Consider the following 22858-nt stretch of genomic DNA (forward strand, 5'->3'; position numbering starts at 1 on the left):
TGCACGTGCCGTTCAACTCGTGCCCCGCCCGCCCGCCCCGGGGGCCCCGACGACGGCCGCCGACCCCCGGGTCCGGCGGCCGTCGTCGTCCGCGGGGGACATCGTTGTCACCCAGTCCGCCGAGCACCCAAGAGGTCCCTGAGAGGGCGTTCCGTGATCTTTTTGTGATCATCCCCGGGACCCTGTTACGTTCGACGTGCCCGCCGGCCCGGACGGGGGGCACCCACGGTGGAACCGCCGAGTCCTGCCTCCACCACTGGGTCACTCTCGAGAGTCCGCTGGGCAGGAGCGGGGGAACCACTTCGGAGCCACGGCCTCGGCCGCGACTCCTCGGGGTGAAGCCGGTACGACCCTCACGGGCCACACCGGCCGGGCAACCTCAGCCCGAACCCGACAGCTCACCTCGTAGGCACTGAGAGGTCCACCGTGTCCGAGCACACCCGTGCCGGGCGGCACCGTCATGCCGCTCGCTACAGCCCCGTCGCCGAGCTCTCCTCGATCGCCCGCACCGCGGGCGAGACCGGCGTCCGCGTCTCCGCCGTCCTCGCCGCCTCCGGCGGCCTCGTCGCCACCTTCGCCCTCCCGGCCCAGGCCTCGGCGAGCCCCACGACCGGCACCACCCACGCGGTCGGCCCCCAGGCCCCCACCTCGCTGCGCGCCCTGAGCGCCCGTCCCGCCGTCGTCGCCCCGAAGGCCGCGGCCCCCGCCGCCACCCCCGAGGTCGGCCTCGCCGGCGTCAAGGCCGTGGCCCGCCCGAAGCCCAAGCCCGCCGCCGTCCGCGACCGCACGCCGCAGGCCGTCAGCCGCAGCACCCAGCGGGTGCCCGTCGCCGACGTCAAGCAGTCCTCGAGCGAGATCGTCAACATCGCCCGGACGCTGCTCGGCATCGCCTACTCGTACGGTGGCACGAGCCCCTCCACCGGCTTCGACTGCTCGGGCTTCACGCAGTACGTCTTCGGCAAGGCCGGCATCTCGCTGCCGCGCACCGCCGCCGACCAGCAGGCCGCCGCCACGCCCGTCAGCGACCCGAAGCCGGGCGACCTCGTCTTCTTCGGCTCCCCCGCCTGGCACGTCGGCATCTACACCGGCAACGGGATGATGATCGACTCCCCGAAGCCGGGCCAGTCCACCTCCGAGCGCGCCGTCTTCTCCGGCGTCAGCGGGTACGGACGCTTCTGACCCACCCCGACCGACGGCGCCCCGGACACCCCCCTGCAGTCCGGGGCGCCGTCCCCTGTCCGGACCCGGACACGGATCAGCCGGCGGCCCCCAGGGCCCGTGTGAAGGCGGCGAGCATCCGGTCCGACACGAGGACGAAGCGCACGACGTCGAGCCCCGGGTGCGCGGCCACGTCGGCGACGGCGGCCCCGACGAGCACCCGCGCGGCCTCCTCGGCCGGCCACCCGTAGGCTCCCGCGCCGACCGCGGGGAACGCCACGCCGCGCGCCCCGAGCCCCCGCGCGACGGCGAGGCTGCGCGTGACGCACGAGGCGAGCAGCGCGGGGTCGTCCTGTCCCCGGTGCCGGTTCGGGCCGACGGTGTGCACGACCCACCGGCAGGGCAGCCGCCCGGCCCCGGTGGCCACGGCGTGCCCGACCGGCAGGCCGTCCGGGTGCGAGGTGCGCCGCAGCCGGCGACACTCCTCGAGCAGGGCCGGCCCGGCGGCCGCGTGCAGGGCGCCGTCGACCCCGCCGCCCCCGAGCAGCGTGGAGTTCGCGGCGTTGACGACGACGTCGAGGTCCTGGGTCGTCAGGTCGCCGGGGACCGCCTCGACGCGGGTCACGACCCCGTGAGCGCGGCGAGGGTGCTCGCCACCCGGCGGGCCCGGGTCTCGGGCGCCTTGGCCCCCGCGACCGCCTCGGCGTGACGGCGGCGGGCGCTGTGCGAGAGGGCCTCCCACGCGGCCGCCGCCTCCGGGTCCGAGGCCAGGGCGGCCGCGAGCTCGTCGGGGACCTCGACGGTGCGCGGCGCGGCGTCGACCTCGACGGTGACGACGTGCGTCTCCCCGGCGGCGATGCCCGCCGCCGCGCGCACCGCCGCGCTGGCGCCGAGCCAGCTCTGCCCGCCCATCGGGGCGATGCTCGTGCGCCACGTGTGCCCCGCCACGGTGGCCGTGACCTTCGGACGCCGACCGGCGCCGAGGGCCGCGACGACCTCCTCCGGCACGACGAATCCCGTGGTCGTCCCGCCGGTGGCCTGCAGCTCGGTCGTGAAGTCCATGGCCGCAGTCTGCCCCGCGGCTAGGCTCGCCCGCAGCCGTCGACCGAGACCGAGGGAGGTCGGGATGGACGTGCGGGCCGGCCGCTCGGTCCTCGTCGCGCCGGACGGCTTCAAGGGCTCGCTCGGCGCGCAGGAGGTCGCCGACGCCCTCGCCGAGGGTCTGCGCGAGGGCGGGGGAGCCGGGCTGGTCGTCGACACCCTGCCGCTCGCCGACGGCGGCGACGGCAGCATCGAGGCGGCCCTGCGGGCCGGGTTCGCGCCGGTCGAGGTCACCGTCCCGGGCCCCACCGGCGTCCCGGGTCGCGCGCTGCTCGCCGAACGCGACGGGACCGTCGTCGTCGAGGTGGCCTCGACGTGCGGGATGGCCCGGCTGCCTGGCGGGGTGCTGCGCCCGCTCGAGGCCTCCAGCGCCGGTCTCGGGGTGGCGCTCCGGGAGGCCCTGCGGCGGGGGCCGGAGCGCGTCGTCCTCGCCCTCGGCGGCAGTGCCGGCACCGACGGCGGCCTCGGGATGCTCACCGCCCTCGGGGCGACCGACGTCGACACCGACCACCCCGGCGGCGGGCACCTCGAGGCGCTCACGGTGCTCCGGCTCGACGACCTGGACCCGCCCGGCGTCGAGCTCGTCGTCGCCACCGACGTGACGAACCCGCTCCTCGGGGCGCGCGGGGCCGCCGCCGTCTTCGCGCCCCAGAAGGGGGCCGACCCCGCCACGGTGGCCCGGCTCGAGCGGGGCCTCGCGCACCTCGTGGCGGTCGCGGGCGCCGCGCGCGCGGACGCCGAGGAGCTGGCCGCCACCCCGGGGGCCGGGGCGGCCGGGGGCCTGGGCTTCGCCGGCCTGCTCCTCGGGGGGCGCGTCGTGTCCGGGGCCGAGCTCTTCCTCGACCTGCTCGGCTTCGACGCCGCCGCCCGCGGCCGCGACCTCGTGCTGACGGGGGAGGGCCGGCTCGACGAGCAGACGCTGCACGGCAAGCTGCCCGGGGTCGTCGCGGCCCGGGCCGGGACCCGTGTCGAGGCAGTCGTCGGGCGCAGCACGGTCGACGCCGGCACGGCCGAGCGGCTCGGCATCGCGGCGGTCCACGAGCTCGTCACCCGCACCGACGCCGACCCCGCCCACGACCCGGTCCTCACCCGGCGGCTGCTCGTCGAGGTCGGCCGCGAGGTGGGGGAGCGGCTGTCCGCCCCGGACCGACCGGGGGGTCGCGCGGAATCCTGACGCCGGGGTGCATCCGGGGCCGCCCCGCGGGCGGAAGAAGGGATGGGTCACGTCGGATGGCCCGCCCGTCGACCAGGAGGTTCCCATGCGTCACCGCCGTCTCGTCACCGCCGTCGTCGCCGCCGCCCTCGGCCTCTCGCTCGCCGCCGCCCCGGCGAGCGCGTCCTCGTCCTCCTCCCCGACGGGCACCCGGAGCCTCGCCGCGGTCCTCACCGCGGACGGCAACCGCTTCGACCGCAACTGGTACGACTACGACATCGTCACGGAGGCCGTGCTCGCCGTCCTCGCGGCCAAGCCCGACAGCGCCGTGGGCGTGCTGACCGACGGGTCGGTGCCGCTCACCGCGTTCATCCCGAACGACCGCGCGTTCCAGGTGCTCGCGTACGACCTCACGAAGCGCTGGCCGGGCACCGAGCAGAAGACCTTCGCCGCGCTCGTCGACGCGGTCGGGGTCGACGCCATCGAGCAGGTCCTGCTCTACCACGTCGTCCCCGGGGCGACGATCACGAAGAAGCAGGCCCTCGCGGCCAACGGGGCGACCCTGACGACCGCGCAGGGCGGCACGATCGGCGTCCGCGTCCTCAGCCGCTGGCTCGGCATCGTCGAGCTCAAGGACCAGGACCGCAACGACGTCAACCCGGTCGTCAACCCGCGCGCCTTCGACATCAACAAGGGCAACAAGCAGGTGGCGCACGGCATCGTCTTCGTCCTGCGGCCGCTCGACCTCTGAGTGTGTCCCTCGTCGCGTCGGCCGACCGAGGGGTGGCCCTGCCCGCCCCCCGGCGGTCGCGCGCCGGGGCCCGCCCTGCACCGACCCCTATCGTGGAGCCCGTGACCGTGGACGCCGAGGTGGAGCCGGACCTCCACGACCTCGCCGAGCGGCTGCGCGGTGGTTCCCGCGAGGCGCTCGAGGAGGTCTGGGCGAGATGGTCCTCGCTCGTCTACACCCTCGCGCTGCGCTCGGTCGGTGACCACCACGACGCCGAGGACGTGACGCAGCAGGTGTTCGTCGCGGCCTGGCGGGGCCGGCACACCCTGCGCCCGGACCGGGGCAGCGTGCCGGGCTGGCTCGTCGGCATCACGCGGCACAAGGTCGCCGACCTGCACGCCCAGCGCTCGCGCCGGGCCCGCGACGCGGCGGCGGCCACCACCCTGCCCGGGCAGCACGCGCCACCGCTGGACGAGCGGCTCGCCGCGCGCCTGCTGCTCGCCGACGCGCTCGACCGGCTCGGCGAGCCGCGGGCCAGTGCCATCCGGCTGGCGCTCGTCGACGAACTCACCCACGAGGAGGTCGCCGCGCGGCTGGGACTACCCCTCGGCACCGTGAAGAGCCACATCCGCCGCGGCCTCGCCGCGCTGCGCAGACACCTGGAGGAGGTGAGCGACGATGACGCCCGCTGAGGACGTGCACCCCGACGACGACCTCGTGCTCGTCGCCTCCGGGGCCGCCGTGCGTCCCGAGGTCGCGACCCACGTCGCCACCTGCGCCCGCTGCACGTCCGAGGTCGCGGCGCTGCGCCCGGTCGTCGAGCTCGTGCGCGGCCCTGCCCCGGCCCTCGAGACCCCCTCGCCCGCCGTGTGGGACGCCGTCCTCGCCGAGCTCGACGGGGCCCCGGTGCCCGCCCGCGGGTCGGCACCCGACGCGGCGTCACCGGTGGAGGACGCGGAGCCCGCCGTCGTGCGCCCGCTGCGACCGGCGGCCGGGGGCCGCCGGGTGAGCCCGTGGTGGCTCGGGGTCGCGGCCGCCGTCGGCCTCGTCGTCGGCGGCGCCGGGGTCGCCGTCGTCGGCCGGCCCGCCCCGGAGCCGAGCCCGAGCGTCCTCGCCCGCGCGAGCCTCGACACCCTCGACACCCGGCAGGTCCTCGGCAACGCGAGCGCCGTGCGCCTCGACGGCCACCTCGACCTCGACGTCGACACCCCCCGGCTCGAGGCGGGCTCGGGGTACCTCGAGGTGTGGCTCATCAACCGCGACCTCAGGCGGATGGTCTCGGTCGGGGTGCTGCGCCCGGGAGAGGGCACCCAGCGTTTCGCCATCGACCAGACCCTCCTCGACCAGGGCTACGTCATCGTCGACATCTCGCGCGAGGGGTTCGACGACCGGCCCGAGCACTCCGGCGACAGCCTCGCCCGCGGCACCCTGGCCCTCTGACAGCTGCTCGGCGTCCCTCGCTCACACCTCGACGCACGTGTCGCAGGCCTGCGCCAGCACGGGATCGACGGTGGCGAGGAGGCAGCAGCCCCCGCGGGCGGCGACCTCGCGGACGGCGGCGACGACGAGGTCGGCGCTCACCGGGTCGAGCTCGCTCGTCGGCTCGTCGAGGACGACGAGGCGCGGGAGCGGTACGAGGGCGCGGGCGAGGGCGACGCGCTGGTGCTGGCCGCCGGAGAGCTGCTCGACGAGGTTGAACCACGTGTCCTCGCCGAGCCCGAGCCGTGCGAGGTGCTCCTGGCCGCGGGCCCAGTGGTCGCCGCCCCGGGGACGGCCGCGGAGGGCGAGCAGCGGGAGGACGACGTTCTCGAGGGTCGTCAGCGTGCCGACGAGGGCGTGGTCGGCCGCGACCCAGCCGACCCGGTCCGGGGGCTCGTCGAGGCCGAGGTCGGCGTCGTCGAGGCGCACCGAGCCGCCGGGGCGCGGAGCCCGGCCGGCGATCGCGGCGAGCACCGCGGACAGGTCCGCGGACCGGCCGGACAGCGCGACGACCCCTCCGGTCGGCACGTCGACGTCGAGCGCGGAGACCGGTGTGCCCGAGGCGTCCTGCACCGGGACACCCCGCACGGTGAGCCCGGCGGTCACGACGGGTCCTCGCGGGTGAGGCGCAGCGTGCCGTCGTCCTCCTCGACGACGCGGACGCGCGCACCGGGCGGCCAGTGGCCGAGGACGCGGTCGGGCAGCGGCACCGACCCGTCCGTGCCGATGACGGCGAACGGCGACTCGCGCACGCCCTCGGCGGCGATGCGCCCGTCGCGCATCCGCACCATCCGCTCCATCCGGGCAGCGACGGCCTCGTCGTGGGTGACCATGAGGACGGTCGTGCCGGCGGTGGCCTCGACGAAGGCGTCGAGCAGGGCGTCGCGGTCGGCGGGGGTCAGCATGTTCGTCGGCTCGTCGACGAGCAGCAGCCGCGGCCGGCGGGCGAGGGCGACCGCGAGGGCCACCGCCTGCCGGGCCGAGGGGGTGAGCCGCTCGACGGCCCGGCGCTCGCGGTGCAGCCCGACGAGCCGCAGCACCTCCTCGCCGGCGCCCGGGCGGCCCGCGGTGGCGTGCCGGACGTTGGCCACCGGGTCGGCCCACGGGAGGAGGTTGCCGTGGACGCCCTGGAGCATCAGCCCGACGGTGCCGGCGCGGTACGCGTGCAGGGCCGCCTCGCCGGCGCCGGTGACCTCGAGGTCGTCGACGAGGACGGTGCCCGCCGACGGGCGCAGCAGCCCGGCGACCAGCCCGAGGAGCGTGGACTTCCCCGAGCCGGAGGGCCCGAGCAGCGCGATCCGCTCCCCGGGGGCGAGGTAGAGGTCGGCGCCGCGCAGGGCGGCGACGTCGGTGCCGGAGACGCGGTAGACGTGGACCAGCCCCGTGCAGCGCACCTCGGCGCCGACGACCGCCGCCGGCTCCGGCCGCTCGGGCCGGGCCGCGCCGCGGGCGTGCCCGGGGCTCACGACCGCCCCCCACCGGTGCGCGTCTCGACCCCGGCCCCGACGACGGCGATGAGGGCGACGACGAGCGCGACGCCCGCGAGGACGGCGGCCGCCGGCGCCCACGGCTGGTCGAGCTCGAGCGGCGGACCGGGGCGGGCGAGGTCGACGACGGGGAGCCGGGAGGCCGCCAGCCGCAGCGACACCCACCCGGCGCCGGCCCCGAGCAGCGCGCCGACGAGGGCCGGGGTGGCGACCTCGACGCCCGCCATCCGCCGCAGCCGTCGCCGCCCGACCCCGGCGGCCCGGACCGCCGTCCAGTCGGGACGCCGGCGGGGGACCTCGACCGCCCGCGCCGCGACGACGGCGACGAGGGCCAGGGCCAGGGCGACGAGGGCGAGCGGCACCCCGAGGTCGGCCCCGAGCGAGGCCGGGGACCGGGCGAGTCGCTCGCGCTCGGACGAGAGCAGCTCGCGGCGCTGGACGACGAGGCCCGCGGCCGTGAGCCGCCGCGTCACCTCGGGACCCGCGCCCGGCGCGAGCCACACCTCGGAGACGGCCTGGTCGGCCGCGGGGTCGCTGAGCCGCGAGGCGTTCGTCAGGTCGACGAGGACCCCGTCGTCGAGCGCGCGGGGGAGGATCGCGGCCCGGCCGACGGGTCGGAGCAGCTGGGCCTGGCCGTCGAGGCCGGTGCCGAACGCGTCGGTGGGCCGGCCGGCGAGCGGCTGGGCGGTGGTCCGGGGGCCGACGACGGCCGGGAGCGGGTCGGTCGTGCCGGGTCCGAGCAGCCACGCCGTCCCGTCGCCGATGCCGTCGCTCGTCTCGAGCAGCAGGCCGGCGGCGGAGGCCTCCCCGGTGACGCGGAGCACCGGTTCGGCGTCCGTGAGGTCGCCGACGCGGGTGGTCCACGGACCCGAGCGCAGGGCCGTCGTGAGGGCGGGGGCCTCGCGCCCGTCGACGCCCGCCCCGGTGACGACGACGGCGGCGGTGTAGGCCACCTGCACGTCGCCGGTCACGGTCAGCGCGACGAGCCGGCAGCCGGCGGTGCACGGCAGGTCCGCGGCGAGCCGCAGGCCCGGCGCGTCGAGCGGTCCGAGGTCGAGGCGCTCCCAGGTGCGCGCCGACTCGACGACGACGCCGAGCCGGGGGCGGGGGGTGGCGACGTCGGCACCGACGACCATCGGGGCGACGTTGGGGGCCCGCAGGGTGACCTCGAGCCGACGGCCGGTGAGGACCACGGGGTCGACCCGGGACGGCCCGAGGCGGTCGGTGACGTCGGTGACGCCGGCCCAGCGCGTGCGCCAGCTGCTGACCGCCGCGAGCCGGCTCGTGTCGACCGCGACCATCCGCGAGGTGGCGCCGTCGGCGCTCGCGGCCCGCTCCTCGACGGCCATGGCGCTGCGCCCGTCCGGGTCGGCGGCCCGGACCGTGTCGAGGAGCGAGCGTCCGGCCGGGACGGTGACGTGGAGGACGGTGGCGGCGCCGACCGCGGCGTCGGCCCGCAGCCCCTGGTTGCGCTCGGAGAGCACGGGCACCTGGACGGCGAAGACGGCGAGCGCCGCCCCGACGGCGACGACGACGGCGGGCACCAGCGCCGACGGGGCGCGTGCCGCGTGCCGGCCGACGACGAGGGCGAGCAGGCCCCGCGGCGGACGACGGGTGGCGGCGCGGACGAGGGTGACGGCCAGGCGGGCGGCGACGACGGCCAGCGCCACCGCGAGCAGGGCGGGGGCGACGAGCCCGAGCTGCGGACCCTCGCTCGCGAGCACCCCTCCGGCGAGCAGCTGGTAGGCCGCGACGACCGCCAGCGTGACGACGAGCACCTGCCCGGCGACGAGCAGCGGCCCGTCGGCGCGCGCCTCGGCGCGCTCGCGCAGCTGCTCGGCGAGGGGGCGCCGGACGGTGGGGACGGAGGCGGCGACGAGGGCGAGCACGCTGCCGAGCGCGGCGGCCCCGGCCGCCAGCAGCACCGGCGCGCGCCACGGCTGCAGCCCCACGGCGGGGTCGAGGACCGCGGAGACGACCACCCGCGCGACGCCCAGCGCGAGGACCCAGCCGCCGAGCAGCCCGAGGACCACGGCGAGCAGCGGTTCGCCGAACACGCCGAGGAGCCACCGCCGCCGGGGCAGGCCGCGCAACCGACCGATCGCCCACTCGGGACCACGGGTGCGCCCGATGCGCGCCATGACGGCGGCCGAGGCGAGGAGGGCGAGGAGGAGGGCCTGGACCGACGTGACGGTGACGAGGATCCCTGCGGCCCGACCCTGCCGCGTGGTGTCACGGAGCAGGGCGAGCAGGTCGCTCTCGACGAGGAGCTCGCGGGGCTGGGTGAGGGCCGCCGCCTCGAGCGAGCGCACGAACGCCCCGACCCGCACGTCGTCACCGACGCCGAGCCCGCGCGCGGGCCGCAGCGTCCCGACGACGCGGACCGGCACGGTGAGCGCCCCGAGCTGGGCGTCCGGGACGACCATCGAGTCACCGGTGATGGCGACGTACGTGCTCGTCGCCGTGCCCGCCGGCGTCACGAGCTCGGCGCGGGTGCGGGCGAGGTCGTAGGTGCCGACGAGCCGCCACCGGACGACCGAGGTCTCCGGCAGCACGACCTCGACGCGCGGGCCGCCCCCCGTCGCGCTCGGAGCGAGACCGCGCGCGGCGGCGTCCCGGCTGCTGAGGAGCACCTCGCCCGGGGCGCTGGGACAGCGCCCGGCGGCGAGGGCGTAGCCGGCGCACCCGGAGCCGGCGGCGCTCACCCGGGCCGAGGTCGCCTGGGCCGTCGGGGACTCGCGCCACCGGAGGGTGGAGTCGGACTGCGCGGAGACGACCGGCGGTCCCCAGAGCGACCCGGCGGAGGCGATGTCGGTGTCGGCCAGCACGGACGTCACCGACTGCACGGCCCCGGCCGCCCCGTCGGCCGAGGAGACGTACGTGGAGACGGTGACGGTTCGCTCGGCGGGGTCGGCGGTCGCGACGGCCGTGCGGAGGGCGGACTCCTCGAGCGCGCGGACGAGCAGCGGCCCGAGGACCGAGGCGACCATCGCGCTCGCCGTGACCGCGGCGAGCGCGAGCGCGGCGACCGGACGCGCGGCGAGTCCGCGCAGCACGAGCGGGACGCTGCGTCGCGCGTGGGCTCCCGCCATCGTCCCCGTCCTCGGAGTGTGCGGGTACCCCCGGTGCGGCCCCGGCGGCCTCAGCGTAGACCCGGCTCCCGACGCCCTCGGGGTCCGCGGGCCACGGGCTTACGAGAGTGTGACGTCCGGTCGCGGACCCCCGGCGACCGCGCCCGGGTGGGGCAGGCTCGGAGGGTGCGAGTCCTCCTCACCGGCGCGGCCGGGTTCATCGGGACGGCCACGGCGACCGCGCTGCTCGAGCACGGTGCCGACGTGGTGGCCGTCGACCTCCTCCTCCCGCAGGCGCACGGTGCGGCGACCCGGGACGGGCCGCCCGCGGACGTCCACGTGCTCGACACCCGCGAGGCCGGTGGCTGGGCCGACCTGTTCGCCGGCGTCGACGTCGTCGTGCACCTCGCCGCGATGGTCGGGGCCGGCGCGACCGCCGCCGACCTGCCGCTCTACGCCGGGCACAACGACCTCGGCACCGCTGCCGTCCTCGCGGCGATGCACGCCCGCGGGGTCTGCGGGTTCGTCCAGGCGTCGTCGATGGTCGTCTACGGCGAGGGGAGGTACTCCTGCCCCGAGCACGGCGAGCGCCGGCCGGGTCCGCGCAGCCGCGCCGACCTCGAGGCCGGACGGTTCGACGCCGCGTGCCCGGTCTGCGACGGGCGGATGGACTGGGCCCTCGTCGACGAGTCGGCGCCGCTGGACCCCCGCAGCTCCTACGCCGCGAGCAAGGTCGCGCAGGAGCACTACGCCGCGGCCTGGGCCTGCCAGGCGCCGGGCGCCGCGGTGTCCCTGCGCTACCACAACGTCTACGGCCCGGGGATGCCGCGGGACACGCCGTACTCCGGTGTGGCAGCGATGTTCCGCTCCTCGCTCGAGCGGGGTGAGGCGCCGGTCGTCTACGAGGACGGCGCCCAGGTGCGCGACTTCGTCCACGTCGACGACGTCGCCCGGGCCAACGTCGCGGCGGCCCTCGCCGTGCTCGACCGGCCCGAGGGCTCGCACGCCGCGTACAACGTCTGCTCCGGACACCCCGTGACGATCGCCGACGTCGCGAGGGCGGTGGCCGCCGGCGCGGGGTCCGGGCTCGAGCCGCGCGTCACCGGGCAGTTCCGCGTCGGGGACGTGCGCCACGTCGTCGCCTCGCCGGCCCGGGCCCGCGAGGAGCTCGGCTTCACGGCGCGGGTGGCACCCGACGATGGCCTGGCCGCGTTCGCGACGGCGCCGCTGCGGGCCTGAGGGAGAGGCGCGTTCACCAGAGCGTGCGCACGAGGTGCTGGAGCAGCACCGCCGCGACGGCCTGCCCGACCAGGGCTCTCCGGCGCCACCGCTCCGGCAGCCAGACGACCGCGAGGAGCATCCACGGCAGGAACGGCAGCCAGATGCGCTCGACCTCGGCCTTGCTCATGAGCGACAGGTCGGCGACGGCGACCATCGCGACCCCGGCCGCGACGAGGGCCGCGACGGGCTCCGGTCGCGACCGGGCGGCCAGCGCCCGCAGCCGGGGCAGACCCGCGCCGAGGGCGGCCGGGAGCGCGGGCCCGGCGACGAGGAGCAACGCGGCGAGGTTGCCGAAGACCCAGTACCACGCGGGGCGGCTGCTCGCGATGCCCGCCCAGTACCGTTCGTGCAGAACGGGATAGGCCTCCCACCACGCGAAGCCGAGGGCGGCGAAGGTGAGCACGACGGCCACGGCGGCCGCCCCTCCGACGGCGGCGACCGCGAGCTTGGTGCGGGCCGCGGTGGGGGAGGCGAGGAGCACGGCCAGCGCGAGCACACCGAGCAGTGCGAGCCCGTAGGACTCCATGAGGCACCAGCCGAGGAGGAGGCCGGCGACGAGACCGAGCCCCAGTCGGGCCGCCCGGGTGCGCGCCACGGTCGCGGCGGCCAGGGCCGCGGCCCCCCAGGCCGCCGTCGTCGCGAAGACTGCGTCGGCGGAGACGGCCATGAGCACTGCGGCGGGGCCGACGGCGAGGAACGGGAGCGCGGTCCGCGCGGCGGGGCGGGCGCCGAGCCGGTCGAGCGTCGTCGCGACGGCGGCCGGCAGGGTCGCCGCGACGAGCACGACGACGAGGCCGGCGGCCGGCCACGACCCGAGCCCGAGGCGGTCGAGGCCGACGAACATCAGCACCGCGCCCGGCGGGTGCCCGGCGAGGTGCACGGCCCAGTGGTCGGGGGCGTCGAGGGGGATGCGGGCGACGTACTCGCGGAGCATGAGCCCCACGTCGTCGATGCCGCGCGCGCTCTGCAGGTACTCGGTGCCGTGGTCGAGGATGCGGCCGAGCCCGGGTGGACCGTCGACGAGGGCCAGCGCGACCATCCACGCGAGCGAGGCGACCCACGACAGGACGAGCAGTCGCGGCCAGGACGTGCGGTCCAGGGCCGGGTGGAGACCCCGCCACGCCGTGAGGGCCGCGACCGCGAGGACGACCGGGGTGGCCCAGCCGACCCGCGGCGCCCAGTCGGCGAGCAACGGCGGGGCCGAGCCGGCGCGGACGTCGACGCCGAGGAGGTGCGGCAGCGTCGTCGCGGCGAGGACGAGCAGCGCGGCGACGCCGAGGGCCACACGCGTGCGTCGCCCGAGGCGGACCCGCTCGTCCTGCCCCTCGGCACGGGTGATCGGGTCACGGGTGGTCGTCGGCACGGTCCCAAGGATGCCCGCGCGCGGGGGTGCGCCGGGCGCCGAGGGACGGGCGTCAGCACTCCGTAAGGGGCCCGTAACCCCAGTTGGCCTGCACCGGAAGGGACCACGCGCCTAGCGTCGCCGACGTGGACCTGGACTGCGATCTCGTCATCCCCTGCCGCGACGAGGCGGCCGCCCTCCCCGGTGTGCTCGCCGCCGTGCCGCCCGGGATGGGCGTCGTCGTCGTCGACAACGGGTCGAGCGACGGCACCGCCGACGTCGCCCGCCGCCTCGGGGCGCGGGTCGTCCACGAGCCGCGCCCGGGGTACGGCGCCGCGGTCCACCGCGGGGTCGAGGCGGCGACGGCCACCCACGTGGCGGTGCTCGACGGCGACGGCTCGATGGACCCGCGCGACCTCCTGCCGCTGCTCGCGGAGGTCCGGGAGGGACGGGCGACGATGGCCTGCGGCCGGCGGCGCCCGGCGGCCCGGGGGGTCTGGCCGTGGCACGCGCGGGTGGGCAACGCGCTCGTCCTCGCCTGGCTGCGTCGCCGCACCGGCCTCGCCGTCCACGACATCGCCCCGGTGCGCGTCTGCCGCCGCGAGGACCTCCTCGCCCTCGGCGTCCGCGACCGGCGCTTCGGATACCCCGTCGAGCTCCTCGTCCGCGCCCAGCGGGCCGGCTGGCGACTCACCGAGCACCCCGTGCCCTACCACCCGCGCGCCGCGGGCACCCGCTCGAAGGTGTCGGGGTCGGTGCGGGGCACCGTCCGGACGGCCCGCGACTTCGCCAGGGTGCTGCCGTGAGGGGCAGCGTGCTCGTCATGGCCAAGGCGCCGGTGCCGGGTCGGGCCAAGACCCGCCTCGCCGGGGTCGCCGGCGCCGAGGGTGCCGCCGACCTCGCCGCCGCCGCCCTCCTCGACACCCTCGAGGCCGCGGCCACCGCCTTCCCGCCCGGCCGCCGGGTCCTCGCCCTCGACGGCGACCTCGCCGCGGCCCGCCGCGGGCGGGAGCTGGCGGCGGCCGCGCAGGGCTGGCAGGTCGTGCCGCAGGCCGGGCAGGGGTTCGCCGACCGCCTCGTCGAGGGGCACCGGCAGGCCCACCGGCTGGCGGGCGGGCCGGTCGTCCAGGTCGGGATGGACACCCCGCAGCTGTGCCCGGTGCTGCTGGGCGACCTCGCCGAGGCCGCGCACCGCCACGGGGGGCCGGTGCTCGGCCCGGCCGACGACGGGGGCTGGTGGGTGCTCGTGACGACCGACGCGCGGCAGGCCGCCGTGCTCGCCGACGTCCCGATGAGCCGGGCGGACACCGGCCGGCTCACCGCCGCCGCCCTCGCCGCCGCCGGCCATCCCGCCCTCGAGGCGGCCACGGCGCGCGACGTCGACCTGCCCGACGACGCCGAGGCCGTCGCCGCCCTCGCCCCGGGCACCCGGTTCGCCGCGGCGTGGCGCGAGCTGGCGTCGGCGTCCGGGACGCTGTCGGGCCCGACGTCCACGGGGGCGGCGCCGTGAGCGAGCGCGCGCTGCGGGGCGTCGCCGCCCGGCTCGACGCCCGCATCCCGCGGCCGGAGTCGTTCACGAGCGACCTGCGCGGCGAGCGCACGACGGCCCACGTCGGGGTATGGCTCGGGGTCGCGTTCGCCGTGGCCTTCGCGACCGGCCTCTACAGCCACGCCGCCCAGCTGGCGACGCCGCCGCTCGCCCTCCCGGCGGCCCCGAGCCGGCTGTACCAGGTGACCCAGGGCCTGCACGTCGCCGCGGGCACGGCGGCGGTGCCCCTCCTCCTCGTCAAGCTGTGGTCGGTCTTCCCGCGGCTCTTCGTCCGCCCGCCGGGTCGGCCGCGCGCGCTGGCCGTGCACCTCCTCGAGCGCGGGTCGGTCGCGCTGCTCGTCGGGTCGGCGGTCTTCCAGCTCGTCACCGGGCTGGCGAACTCGGCCCAGTGGTACCCGTGGTCGTTCGGGTTCGTCGGGGCGCACTACGCACTGGCCTGGGTGGCGGCCGGGTCGGTCGTGCTCCACGTCGCCGTCAAGCTCCCCGTCGTCCGCCGGGCCCTCGGCGAGCCGGTCGAGCGGACGGCGGCCGGTACGGGGCCGTCGCGCCGCACGCTGCTCGGGGCGACGTGGCTGTCCGCTGCCATCGCCGTCGTCGCGACGTCGGCCGCCGAGGTGCCGGGGCTGCGCCGGGTGGCCCTCCTCGCCGTGCGCTCGGGGGAGGGGCCGCAGGGGGTCCCCGTCAACCGCAGCGCCGTCGGGGCCGCCGTCGCCGGGCTCCTCGACGACCCGGCGTGGCGGCTGCGGGTCGTGGGTCCCGGTGGGGCGGTGGAGCTCTCGATCGCCGACCTCGAGGCGATGCCGCAGCACGGGGCCGACCTCCCGATCGCCTGCGTCGAGGGCTGGAGCGCGAGCGGGCGCTGGGGAGGCGTGCGCGTGCGGGACGTCGCCGCGCTCGTCGGGGGCGGCCCGGGCGACGACGTCGTCGTGCGCTCCCTCCAGACCCGCGGCGCCTACCGCGAGAGCCGGCTCCCGGCGAACTTCGTGCAGCACCCGGACAGCCTGCTCGCGCTGCGGCTCGCCGGTGAGCCCCTCCACCCGGACCACGGCCGCCCGTGCCGGCTCATCGCGCCGGGCCGACCCGGTGTGCTGCAGACGAAGTGGGTCCGAGAGGTGCAGGTGGTGACGACGTGAGGACGGTGCGTTCAGTGCTCGGGCTGGCCGGGGTCGCGGGGGTCGGCTACGGGCTGCTCCGCCTGCTCCGCCTGCCGGGGGACCAGGTGGTCGCGGTCGTGGTGTGGGCGGCCGGCGGCGTCGTCGGCCACGACGGGGTGCTCGCCCCGGCCGTCGTCGCCCTCGGGGTGGCCGCGACGCTGCTCGCCCGCTGGGCGCGCCCGGCGCTCGCGGTCCTGCTCGTCGTCCTCGGGCCACTCACCCTCGTGGCGGTCCCGGTGCTCGGGCGCTTCGGGGCGCGGCCCGACAACCCCACGCTGCTCGACCGGCCGTACCTCGCGGGCTGGCTCGCGATCGTCGGCGGGGCGCTGCTCGTGGCCCTCGGTGTCGCCCTGCGCGACCGTCGACGCCTCCGGCGGGCGGAGCCCGGGGCACCGTCGTGAGCCTCGACGCGGGGGCCGCGGCCGTCACCTTCGGCCGGGGTGGCGACGAGCCGTACCACCACGCCCTGTCGACCGGAGGTCCGCTGCACCTGTTCGAGCACGGTTCTGCGGCAGGCGCATCGACGACCCCGCAGCGCGTCCCCGTCCACCGGTTCCTCGCCGGGGCCGACCGCACCGAGCGCCGCCTCCTCGCGTCGACCCGGGGGTCGGTCCTCGACGTCGGCTGCGGGCCCGGCCGGATGGTCGCCGAGGCGCGACGGCGCGGGCGGGACGCGCTGGGCGTCGACGTGTCGCCGACGTCGGTGCGGCTGGCCGCCGACCGGGGTATCCCGGTGCACCTCGGCTCGGTGTTCGGTCCGTTGCCCGCGGAGGGGTCGTGGGACGTCCTCCTGCTCCTCGACGGCAACGTCGGCATCGGCGGCGACCCGTCGACCCTGCTGCATCGGTGCCGCGACGTGGCCTCTCCCGCAGGCCTGCTCGTCATCGAGACCTCGCCAGAGCGTGGGCGGCTGGCCCGGTACACGGCGCAGGTGTCGACGGCGGACGGTCGGCCCAGCGACCCCTTCCCCTGGGCGGAGGTGGGCGCCGACGCCCTCGTGTCCCCGGCCCGGGACGCCGGGTGGCACCGGCTGCGCGAGGTCCGCCGGCGGCGCCGGACCTTCGTCGTCCTGGGAGTAGGGGTCCGGTCGTGACCGGACCGGGTGCCGGCACGGACGACGTGGTCCCGGCCCCCGCCGGCTCCTACGCTGGGACCGTGCCCACCGTCCTCGTCGTCGACGACGACCCCGTGCTGCGCGAGGTGGTCGTCACCTACCTCGAACGCGCCGGGATCGACGCCGTCGAGGCCGGGGACGGGCTCGAGGCGGTGGCCCGGGCCCGCGCCACCTCCCCCGACCTCGTCCTCCTCGACCTCACCCTGCCGGGGCTCGACGGTCTCGAGGCCTTCCGCCGGATGCGCGCGCACCGCGGCGACCTCCCCGTCGTCATGCTCACCGCCCGCGGCGAGGAGTCCGACCGGGTGCTCGGCCTCGAGCTCGGGGCCGACGACTACGTCGGCAAGCCGTTCAGCGCCCGCGAGCTCGTCCTCCGGGTGCAGGCGGTGCTGCGCCGCACCGAGGCGGCAGCCGCGGCGTCCGGGGCGCCCTCGGACGAGCCGCTCGTCGACGGCGACCTCGTCGTCGACCGGCGCCGTCACGAGGTCCGCAGGGCCGGGCAGGTGCTGCCCCTCACCGCCCGCGAGTTCGACCTCCTGGCCCACCTGGTCTCCCTTCCGGGACAGGCGTTCTCGCGCGCCGACCTGATGCGCTCGGTCTGGGGGTGGGAGTTCGGCGACGAGTCCACCGTCACGGTGCACGTCCGGCGGCTCCGCGAGAAGGTCGAGGACGACCCCTCCGCGCCGCGCCGGCTCTGCACGGTCTGGGGGGTGGGGTACCGCTGGGAGCCGACCCCGGTGGCCATCCCGGACCCCACCCCGGAGGGCACCTGATGCTCCTGGTCGTCCTGCTCTCCGGTGGCGCCGCGGTCGCGGTCGGCCTCGTCGGCGCCCTGCTCGTCGACCGTCAGGCCCGCTCCTCGCTCGTCTGGGCGGCGGTCCTCGTGCCCGTCCTCGTCCTCGTCATCGTCGCGGCCGGCGTGGCGGCGACCGCCCAGGCGATGTTCATCAGCGAGCACGACCACCAGGTGGTGCTCGTCGTCCTCGCCACCTGCCTGCCGATCGCCGGGCTCTTCGGGTGGCTCGTCGCCCGCCGCGTCGAGGCTGTCGTGCGGCACTCGGTCGAGGAGGCCGCGACCCGCGAGCGGGACCGCGTCGTCGAGGCTCGGCGGCGCGAGCTCGTCGCCTGGGTGTCGCACGACCTGCGGACCCCGCTCGCCGGCATCCGCGCGATGGCCGAGGCGCTCGACGACGGCGTCGCGCCGCCCGGGTCCGACTACCTCGGGCGGATCCGCGCCGAGACCGACCGGATGTCCGACATGGTCGGCGGCCTGCTCGCCCTCTCGCGCCTCCAGAGCGGCTCCCTCGTCCTCGACGTCGCCCCCGTGGACCTCGCGGACCTGGTGTCCGACACCGTCGCCGGCGCGCGACCGGTCGCCGAGCGCCGGGGCGTCGTGCTCAGCGCCAGTGCCGACCGGCCGGTCGTCGCCCGGGTCGACGGCGCCGAGCTCGGGCGGGCGCTGGCCAACCTCGTGGCGAACGCCGTCACGCACACCCCGTCCGACGGTGCGGTGCGCATCCGGCTCGCCGCCCGGACCGACGGCGCGGAGATCACCGTCGACGACGAGTGCGGCGGCATCGCGCCGGAGGACGCCGGACGCCTCTTCGAGCCGGGCTGGCGCGGGACGGGCGGACGGACCCCGGCGGCCGGGGTCGGTGCCGGCCTCGGCCTCGCGGTGGCCCGGGGCATCGCCCGGGCGCACGGCGGGGACGTCGAGGTCACGCCGCGCCACGGCCCGGGCTGCCGATTCCGGCTCGTCGTGCCCGGGGAGGTCGTCCCCGGCTGACGCGCCGGCGCACAAGGTCGCCGCCGGCCACCGGGTGGCAGACTCGCCGGATGGGCGCGGACCGGGTGTGGGAGGAGCGGACCGACGTCACGGTCGTCGTCCTCGCCGGGGGTCGCTCGACGCGCTTCGGCCGCGACAAGCTCGCGGCGCCGCTCGGCGACGGTTCCGTCCTCGACCACCTGCTGCAGGCCCTGCCCGCGCGCTGGCCGCTCGTGCTCGTCGGACCCCGCCGGGCCACCCCCCGCCCCGACGCCGTCTGGACGATCGAGGAGCCGCCCGGCGGGGGGCCGCTGGCTGCGGTGGCGGCCGGTCTCGCGGCGGCCGACGCCTCGGCGCTCGGCGGCGGGCCGGTCGCCGTCGTCGCCGGGGACATGCCCCTGGCGGCGTCCGCGCTGCCGGCGCTCCTCGTGGCGCTCGACGAGGACCCGGACCTCGCGGCGGCGGTGGCGGCCGACGGCGCGGGCCGCGCCAACCCGCTCCTCGGCGTCTACCGCCGGCAGCCCCTGCGCGACGTCCTCGCCGGACCGGTGCGCGACGCCCCCGCCCGTCGGCTGCTCGCCCTGTCGCACAGGCGGGTTCGCATCGTGGGGGACGCCGCTCGTGACGTCGACACCCCGGAGGACCTGCGCCGACTCGGCACCGGTCCCGACCCCGACCGCCGCGAGGCCCCTCCACGGGGCGAGGCCTGAGTCGCGGGGACGTCCCTCGGGACCGGGACCGGACGTCAGGGACTCACGACACCGGGACCGCGGTCACGACGACGTTGTCCCGGTGCGACCGCAGCTCGGGCAGGTACTCGCCACCACACGTGACGAGGACGAGGCGCGGTGGCCCGTCGCGCGCGAAGACGTCGTCGACGGGCAGGGCCTTCTTGCGGATGAGGGTGCGGCCCTCGACGACGTACCGGTGCACCGTCCCGTCCGCGTCGGTGACCTCGACCCGCATCCCCTCCTCGGCTTCGGTCAGTGGCGCCAGCGCACCCGGTCCGTCCTCCCGGGTGGCGACGTGACCGGCGATCACGGTGTGCCCCACGGGGTCCGAGGGCGCCGCGCCGTACCGGTACCAGCCGACGCTCGTCGGCGCCGCGGGGATGACCATCGCGCCGTCGTCCTGCACACCGACCGGACGCACCGTGGCGTCCACGTCGAGGTCGGGGACGCGCAGGCGCACGGGTGCGGGAGTGACGGGCCGTCTCGATGCGCCGGGAGCCGCCGGCCGGGCGGTCGCCCGCACCGACGGGGTCGCGGCGGGCGTCGGGGCGGATGTCGTGGGGGTGGCGCCCTGCAGGCCAGCGGCACCGTCTCCGGAGGTCTCGCCGGGACGACCGGCGACCCAGAGCGCGAGGGCGAGCAGGGCGCCGACGGCCACCGCGAGCGATGCCACCGAGGCCACGCCCCAGCGCCGCGCGCCCGGGGGTGCGGTCATCGGACCTCCTCGTGCAGGGGCGGGTGGCCCGGTGCCGGGCCACCCGCCGTGTGGGTCGGGCTCAGGCGCGGGTCCGCTTCGCGCGCAGACCGGTTGCTCCCGCCGCGGCGAGGGCGATGACCGCGATCGCGGTGAGCGCGAAGGGCGTCCGGTCGGCCGGGAGGTCGGCGGTCCCCGACGGCACGCCGGACGGCGACGAGTGCAGCCCGCCGATGGTCTGGACGGCGAGGGCGAGGGTGTCGTCCTCGGCCGAGCCGTACGCGTAGACGATGGTCGACGTGCCCTCCGCGAGGTCCAGGTCGGCCGGGCCGATGACCGGGTCGGTCGTGCCGGCCAGGGCCACCGCGGCCGAGACCGAGCCGGTCGGCAGGTCGGCGCTGTCCTCGTTCGGGTTGGTCAGGCCGGTGAACACCGGCTCCCCACCGGCCAGGATGTCGACCGCGGGTGCGGCCGCGGTGTGCCGAACGACGATCCGCGCCTCGCCGGCGGCCACCGGGTCGACGTCGTTGACGAACGGCGTGAGCACGGGGTCGCCGTCGGCGTTGAGGTGGGCCACGACGCTGATGTTCGCGCCGGCCGGGACCTCGACCCCGGTGGCCTCGATCGCCGGGTCCCCGGACGGGTCGCCGCCCGCCGGGAAGACCGCGAGGTTGTACGTGCCTCCGGGCAGCGAGACCGGGTCGGTGACCGTCCCGGGCTCGAAGTCCTGGAGGAGCGCCTCGTCGGCGCTGTAGCTGTCGTCGGCACTGCCGTAGACGTCGACGGTGAGGCCCGGGACCCCGTGGACGACCACGACGCTCGCGTCGTCGGCGGCACTGGCGGGGGTGCTGAGGACGAGGGGGAGGGAGAGCGCCGCGGTGGCGGCCGACGCTGCGATGACTCGACGCATGACGAACCCTTCTCGAGGAGGTGCTGACACCCCCTCTTCCGGATCGCGCGCTCCGCGGATGCACCCTGTCGAAGGTTCATCGGACCCGGCGCGTGGACCTCGGCGGGGGTGGCGCGCCGGCGCGCCCTCCCGCTCTGCGATGCTCGCCGGTCATGGACGGGTTGACGACGACGACCGGTGAGGGCGACGCAGCCCTCGACCAGCGGCTCAGCGACGAGCTCGACGCGGTGAACGCCGCGGCGACGGCCGGCACGCCCGCCGCCCGCGAGCTGACGGTGCGGGTCGTCGACGCCGCGGGCGCGCTCGTCGGCGGGGTGTCCGGGTGGACGTGGGGTGAGGCCGCGGGCATCGCCATGACGTGGGTCGACGAGGCCCACCGCGGCGGGGGAGTCGGCGCCGAGCTGCTGGCCGCCTTCGAGGCCGAGGCCCGCTCCCGCGGGTGCCGGCGGGTGTTCGTCACCTCGTTCACCTTCCAGGCGCCGGCGTTCTACGAACGCGCGGGGTACCGCGAGATCTTCCGGTGGGAGGGCGTGCCGACCGACGGCCGGGACGACGTCCACCTGCGCAAGGACCTCTGACCCCACCCCCGGCATCCTCTGGCGCCGACGCCCCGACCTGCGAGACGATCAGCCACCGGCGGGCCGCAGGCAGGGCGACCCGCCACCACGGGCGACGTGCCGGGGGCGACCATGACCGACCCACTCACCGACCTGGCGACCGCGCTGAGCACGCTCGCCACCGCGAGCAAGAGCCAGGCCGAGGCGGACAAGACCCGCGCCGACGCCGAGAAGGTCCGCGCCGACCTCGAGGTGCAGAAGGCGCACGCCCAGATCGCCACCGACGCCGCCGCGGCGGACCTCAGGGCCAAGCAGCTCGCGAACGACAAGGCCAGGGCCGACCTCGACGCGGCACGCACCGACAAGCTCATCGAGCGGCTCACCGGCGCCGTTCCCGACCTGAGCGGGCTCCAGAAGAACGCCGTCACCTTCGGGGACGGGCGGGCGCTGAGGCAGAACGAGGCCGTCGGCCTGGCCGTCGCCGCCGTCGCGCAGCAGGTCGCCTCCGACGTCGCCGGGGCCGTGCCGCACGACGGTGGTGCTCCCGTCCCCGTCTTCGTCACCGCCGAGACGTCCCTCGTCGCGGCGGTCGCGGCCTACTGGCAGGTCGCCGACGAGGCCGCCGACCTCGGCACCCGCCTGGCCGCCGCGGGGGCGGATGCGGCCGCCCTCCTGCCCGAGGCGCCCGCCGGGGGTGATCGCCTCGACACGACGTCCTTCGTCGACCCGGCCACGACGGTCGCCGCCGTGGCCGGGGCGGTCGTCACGCAGGTCGCGTCGTTGTTCGAGGTCGACACCGCCGTGACGAGCAACGTCTCGGACGTCGCCTCGCTCTCCGTCCAGACGGCGGTGCTGCACCACCTGGTCACCACGGGGCACCTGCGCGTCCGGCACCACTGGACCCGCGTGCCCGACGACGGCTCCCCGCTGCGGACCAGCATCCGGGCCCTCGTCACGGGCGACGTCGAGGCCGCCGAGACCGACGCCCTGCTCGGGGCGGCGATCGGCGCGCTGGGCGACCCGCAGGCGGTGCTCGACAGGGCCCGCAAGGACGCGAAGGACCCGAAGCTCACCGACGAGGAGCGACAGCGGGCGCAGGACGTCGCAGCGCAGGCCGAGCAGGACGTCGCGACGCTGGCGGCGCTCGGGAACGCGCGCACCCGCCTGGCCGCGGTGGTCGCCAAGGTCCGGGCCTTCGCCGACCGCGTCGGGACCGCGTCGGCCGGCGCGGGCCCCAGCGCCCTCGCCGCGGCCTACGCCATCGAGCCGCTCGGCCGGGCGGGCACGGGGGCCTGGGTCCTCGTCGTGGGCCCCGCGCGGGCCGAGACCCACCAGGTGGTCGTCACCCGTCGCCTCTTCTCGCCCCGTCTGCACCTGAGCACCGGCGTCGAGGTCGACTACGTCCTCCTGCAGGGAGACACCGTGCGCCGGGCCGACCACGCCACCGCCTCGGCGGCCTTCTCCGCCAAGCTCAAGGGCAACGCACCGGACTGGTCGAGGCGTCCGTCGCTGACGTGACCCGCGGTCCGGGCGGGCCCCTGCTCGGCCGCCCGGACCGCGGGTCACGGCCCTGCCGGCCGGG

24 protein-coding genes and 1 riboswitch are annotated in these 22858 nt (G+C 77.6%); of the genes, 16 read left to right on the forward strand and 8 right to left on the reverse strand.

Annotated elements, in window-relative coordinates; all coding sequences use genetic code 11:
• The first annotated feature begins 261 nt into the window (after positions 1–261).
• A riboswitch (cyclic di-AMP (ydaO/yuaA leader) is annotated at positions 262–424 on the forward strand.
• Between the two features lie 2 nt (positions 425–426).
• Positions 427–1179: a C40 family peptidase gene (locus JQN70_RS21095; RefSeq protein ID WP_204132731.1), complete on the forward strand. Its 753-nt coding sequence runs from the start codon at positions 427–429 to the stop codon at positions 1177–1179.
• Positions 1180–1255: 76 nt separating this feature from the next.
• Here the strand turns inward: JQN70_RS21095 and JQN70_RS17820 are convergent, their stop codons facing one another.
• Both JQN70_RS17820 and JQN70_RS17825 read right to left on the reverse strand, forming a co-directional pair.
• A complete protein-coding gene (locus JQN70_RS17820; RefSeq protein WP_204132732.1) occupies positions 1256–1783 on the reverse strand; it encodes an O-acetyl-ADP-ribose deacetylase in 528 nt (175 codons plus the stop codon).
• Complete coding sequence (locus JQN70_RS17825) at positions 1780–2220, reverse strand: YdeI/OmpD-associated family protein (RefSeq protein ID WP_204132733.1); 441 nt, start codon at positions 2218–2220, stop codon at positions 1780–1782. The genes JQN70_RS17820 and JQN70_RS17825 overlap by 4 nt, the downstream gene beginning before the upstream one ends.
• Before the next feature lie 64 nt (positions 2221–2284).
• Between JQN70_RS17825 and JQN70_RS17830 the strand changes: the two genes are divergently transcribed.
• From JQN70_RS17830 to JQN70_RS17845, 4 genes are all read left to right on the forward strand, one after another.
• On the forward strand, positions 2285–3433 hold the full coding sequence (locus JQN70_RS17830) for a glycerate kinase (RefSeq protein ID WP_204132734.1): 1149 nt from the start codon (positions 2285–2287) through the stop codon (positions 3431–3433).
• Between the two features lie 85 nt (positions 3434–3518).
• Positions 3519–4163 (forward strand): fasciclin domain-containing protein, encoded by a 645-nt coding sequence (locus JQN70_RS17835; protein WP_204132735.1) that lies wholly within the window; start codon positions 3519–3521, stop codon positions 4161–4163.
• A 101-nt stretch (positions 4164–4264) separates the two neighbouring features.
• On the forward strand, positions 4265–4834 hold the full coding sequence (locus JQN70_RS17840) for an RNA polymerase sigma factor (RefSeq protein WP_307836068.1): 570 nt from the start codon (positions 4265–4267) through the stop codon (positions 4832–4834).
• Entirely contained in the window at positions 4821–5582 is a 762-nt protein-coding gene (locus JQN70_RS17845) for an anti-sigma factor (RefSeq protein ID WP_204132737.1), read from the forward strand. Before JQN70_RS17840 ends, JQN70_RS17845 begins: the two co-directional genes overlap by 14 nt.
• A gap of 21 nt (positions 5583–5603) precedes the next feature.
• On the opposite strand, the gene JQN70_RS17850 is transcribed toward JQN70_RS17845, so the two are convergent.
• The 3 genes from JQN70_RS17850 to JQN70_RS20700 are packed head-to-tail and all read right to left on the reverse strand — an operon-like array spanning position 5604 to position 10200.
• Positions 5604–6227, reverse strand: coding sequence for an ATP-binding cassette domain-containing protein (locus tag JQN70_RS17850; protein WP_204132738.1), 624 nt, complete (start codon positions 6225–6227; stop codon positions 5604–5606).
• Complete coding sequence (locus JQN70_RS17855) at positions 6224–7087, reverse strand: ABC transporter ATP-binding protein (protein ID WP_307836069.1); 864 nt, start codon at positions 7085–7087, stop codon at positions 6224–6226. The genes JQN70_RS17850 and JQN70_RS17855 overlap by 4 nt, the downstream gene beginning before the upstream one ends.
• A complete protein-coding gene (locus JQN70_RS20700; protein WP_204132739.1) occupies positions 7084–10200 on the reverse strand; it encodes an FtsX-like permease family protein in 3117 nt (1038 codons plus the stop codon). The genes JQN70_RS17855 and JQN70_RS20700 overlap by 4 nt, the downstream gene beginning before the upstream one ends.
• 165 nt (positions 10201–10365) lie before the next feature.
• Between JQN70_RS20700 and JQN70_RS17865 the strand changes: the two genes are divergently transcribed.
• Positions 10366–11418, forward strand: a complete 1053-nt coding sequence (locus JQN70_RS17865; protein WP_204132740.1) for an NAD-dependent epimerase/dehydratase family protein — start codon at positions 10366–10368, stop codon at positions 11416–11418.
• Between the two features lie 13 nt (positions 11419–11431).
• Here the strand turns inward: JQN70_RS17865 and JQN70_RS17870 are convergent, their stop codons facing one another.
• The gene (locus tag JQN70_RS17870; protein WP_204132741.1) at positions 11432–12823 is read right to left on the reverse strand and encodes a hypothetical protein; all 1392 of its coding nucleotides are present in this window, start codon (positions 12821–12823) and stop codon (positions 11432–11434) included.
• A gap of 125 nt (positions 12824–12948) precedes the next feature.
• Here JQN70_RS17870 and JQN70_RS17875 point away from each other — a divergent pair, with 125 nt between their 5' ends.
• The 8 genes from JQN70_RS17875 (at position 12949) to mobA (ending at position 19094) form a co-directional block, all read left to right on the forward strand.
• Positions 12949–13608 (forward strand): glycosyltransferase family 2 protein, encoded by a 660-nt coding sequence (locus tag JQN70_RS17875; protein ID WP_204132742.1) that lies wholly within the window; start codon positions 12949–12951, stop codon positions 13606–13608.
• A complete protein-coding gene (locus tag JQN70_RS17880; RefSeq protein ID WP_307836070.1) occupies positions 13605–14312 on the forward strand; it encodes a DUF2064 domain-containing protein in 708 nt (235 codons plus the stop codon). The genes JQN70_RS17875 and JQN70_RS17880 overlap by 4 nt, the downstream gene beginning before the upstream one ends.
• The gene (locus tag JQN70_RS21100; RefSeq protein WP_307836071.1) at positions 14309–15484 is read left to right on the forward strand and encodes a molybdopterin-dependent oxidoreductase; all 1176 of its coding nucleotides are present in this window, start codon (positions 14309–14311) and stop codon (positions 15482–15484) included. The genes JQN70_RS17880 and JQN70_RS21100 overlap by 4 nt, the downstream gene beginning before the upstream one ends.
• Positions 15485–15489: 5 nt before the next feature.
• On the forward strand, positions 15490–15906 hold the full coding sequence (locus tag JQN70_RS17890) for a hypothetical protein (RefSeq protein WP_204132743.1): 417 nt from the start codon (positions 15490–15492) through the stop codon (positions 15904–15906).
• Positions 15903–16598, forward strand: a complete 696-nt coding sequence (locus JQN70_RS17895; RefSeq protein ID WP_204132744.1) for a class I SAM-dependent methyltransferase — start codon at positions 15903–15905, stop codon at positions 16596–16598. Before JQN70_RS17890 ends, JQN70_RS17895 begins: the two co-directional genes overlap by 4 nt.
• Positions 16599–16660: 62 nt before the next feature.
• Positions 16661–17392, forward strand: coding sequence for a response regulator transcription factor (locus tag JQN70_RS17900; RefSeq protein ID WP_204132745.1), 732 nt, complete (start codon positions 16661–16663; stop codon positions 17390–17392).
• On the forward strand, positions 17392–18405 hold the full coding sequence (locus JQN70_RS17905; RefSeq protein ID WP_204132746.1) for a sensor histidine kinase: 1014 nt from the start codon (positions 17392–17394) through the stop codon (positions 18403–18405). The genes JQN70_RS17900 and JQN70_RS17905 overlap by 1 nt, the downstream gene beginning before the upstream one ends.
• Before the next feature lie 50 nt (positions 18406–18455).
• Positions 18456–19094 carry a molybdenum cofactor guanylyltransferase gene (gene mobA, locus JQN70_RS17910; protein WP_204132747.1) on the forward strand — a complete coding sequence of 213 codons (639 nt, stop codon included), beginning with the start codon at positions 18456–18458 and terminating at the stop codon, positions 19092–19094.
• 43 nt (positions 19095–19137) lie between these two features.
• Here the strand turns inward: mobA and JQN70_RS17915 are convergent, their stop codons facing one another.
• Together JQN70_RS17915 and JQN70_RS17920 are read right to left on the reverse strand one after the other, a co-directional pair.
• A complete protein-coding gene (locus tag JQN70_RS17915) occupies positions 19138–19830 on the reverse strand; it encodes a class F sortase (RefSeq protein WP_204132748.1) in 693 nt (230 codons plus the stop codon).
• Positions 19831–19891: 61 nt separating this feature from the next.
• Positions 19892–20719, reverse strand: coding sequence for a DUF4397 domain-containing protein (locus tag JQN70_RS17920; RefSeq protein ID WP_204132749.1), 828 nt, complete (start codon positions 20717–20719; stop codon positions 19892–19894).
• A gap of 152 nt (positions 20720–20871) precedes the next feature.
• On the opposite strand from JQN70_RS17920, the gene JQN70_RS17925 reads away from it, so the two are divergent.
• A complete protein-coding gene (locus JQN70_RS17925; RefSeq protein WP_204132750.1) occupies positions 20872–21297 on the forward strand; it encodes a GNAT family N-acetyltransferase in 426 nt (141 codons plus the stop codon).
• Between the two features lie 111 nt (positions 21298–21408).
• A complete protein-coding gene (locus tag JQN70_RS17930; RefSeq protein WP_204132751.1) occupies positions 21409–22794 on the forward strand; it encodes a hypothetical protein in 1386 nt (461 codons plus the stop codon).
• Positions 22795–22858: the final 64 nt, after the last annotated feature.

The organism is Phycicoccus sonneratiae (assembly GCF_016887965.1).
GTDB lineage: Bacteria > Actinomycetota > Actinomycetes > Actinomycetales > Dermatophilaceae > Phycicoccus > Phycicoccus sonneratiae.

Bases quoted from the DNA above. Each gene is read 5' to 3' on its own strand.
- JQN70_RS17830 (WP_204132734.1), top strand. From the start codon at position 2,285: ATGGACGTGCGGGCCGGCCGCTCGGTCCTCGTCGCGCCGGACGGCTTC.
- JQN70_RS17845 (WP_204132737.1), top strand. From the start codon at position 4,821: ATGACGCCCGCTGAGGACGTGCACCCCGACGACGACCTCGTGCTCGTC.
- JQN70_RS20700 (WP_204132739.1), bottom strand. From the start codon at position 10,200: ATGGCGGGAGCCCACGCGCGACGCAGCGTCCCGCTCGTGCTGCGCGGA.
- JQN70_RS17920 (WP_204132749.1), bottom strand. From the start codon at position 20,719: ATGCGTCGAGTCATCGCAGCGTCGGCCGCCACCGCGGCGCTCTCCCTC.
- JQN70_RS17915 (WP_204132748.1), bottom strand. From the start codon at position 19,830: ATGACCGCACCCCCGGGCGCGCGGCGCTGGGGCGTGGCCTCGGTGGCA.
- JQN70_RS17930 (WP_204132751.1), top strand. From the start codon at position 21,409: ATGACCGACCCACTCACCGACCTGGCGACCGCGCTGAGCACGCTCGCC.
- mobA (WP_204132747.1), top strand. From the start codon at position 18,456: ATGGGCGCGGACCGGGTGTGGGAGGAGCGGACCGACGTCACGGTCGTC.
- JQN70_RS17825 (WP_204132733.1), bottom strand. From the start codon at position 2,220: ATGGACTTCACGACCGAGCTGCAGGCCACCGGCGGGACGACCACGGGA.
- JQN70_RS17925 (WP_204132750.1), top strand. From the start codon at position 20,872: ATGGACGGGTTGACGACGACGACCGGTGAGGGCGACGCAGCCCTCGAC.
- JQN70_RS17835 (WP_204132735.1), top strand. From the start codon at position 3,519: ATGCGTCACCGCCGTCTCGTCACCGCCGTCGTCGCCGCCGCCCTCGGC.
- JQN70_RS17905 (WP_204132746.1), top strand. From the start codon at position 17,392: ATGCTCCTGGTCGTCCTGCTCTCCGGTGGCGCCGCGGTCGCGGTCGGC.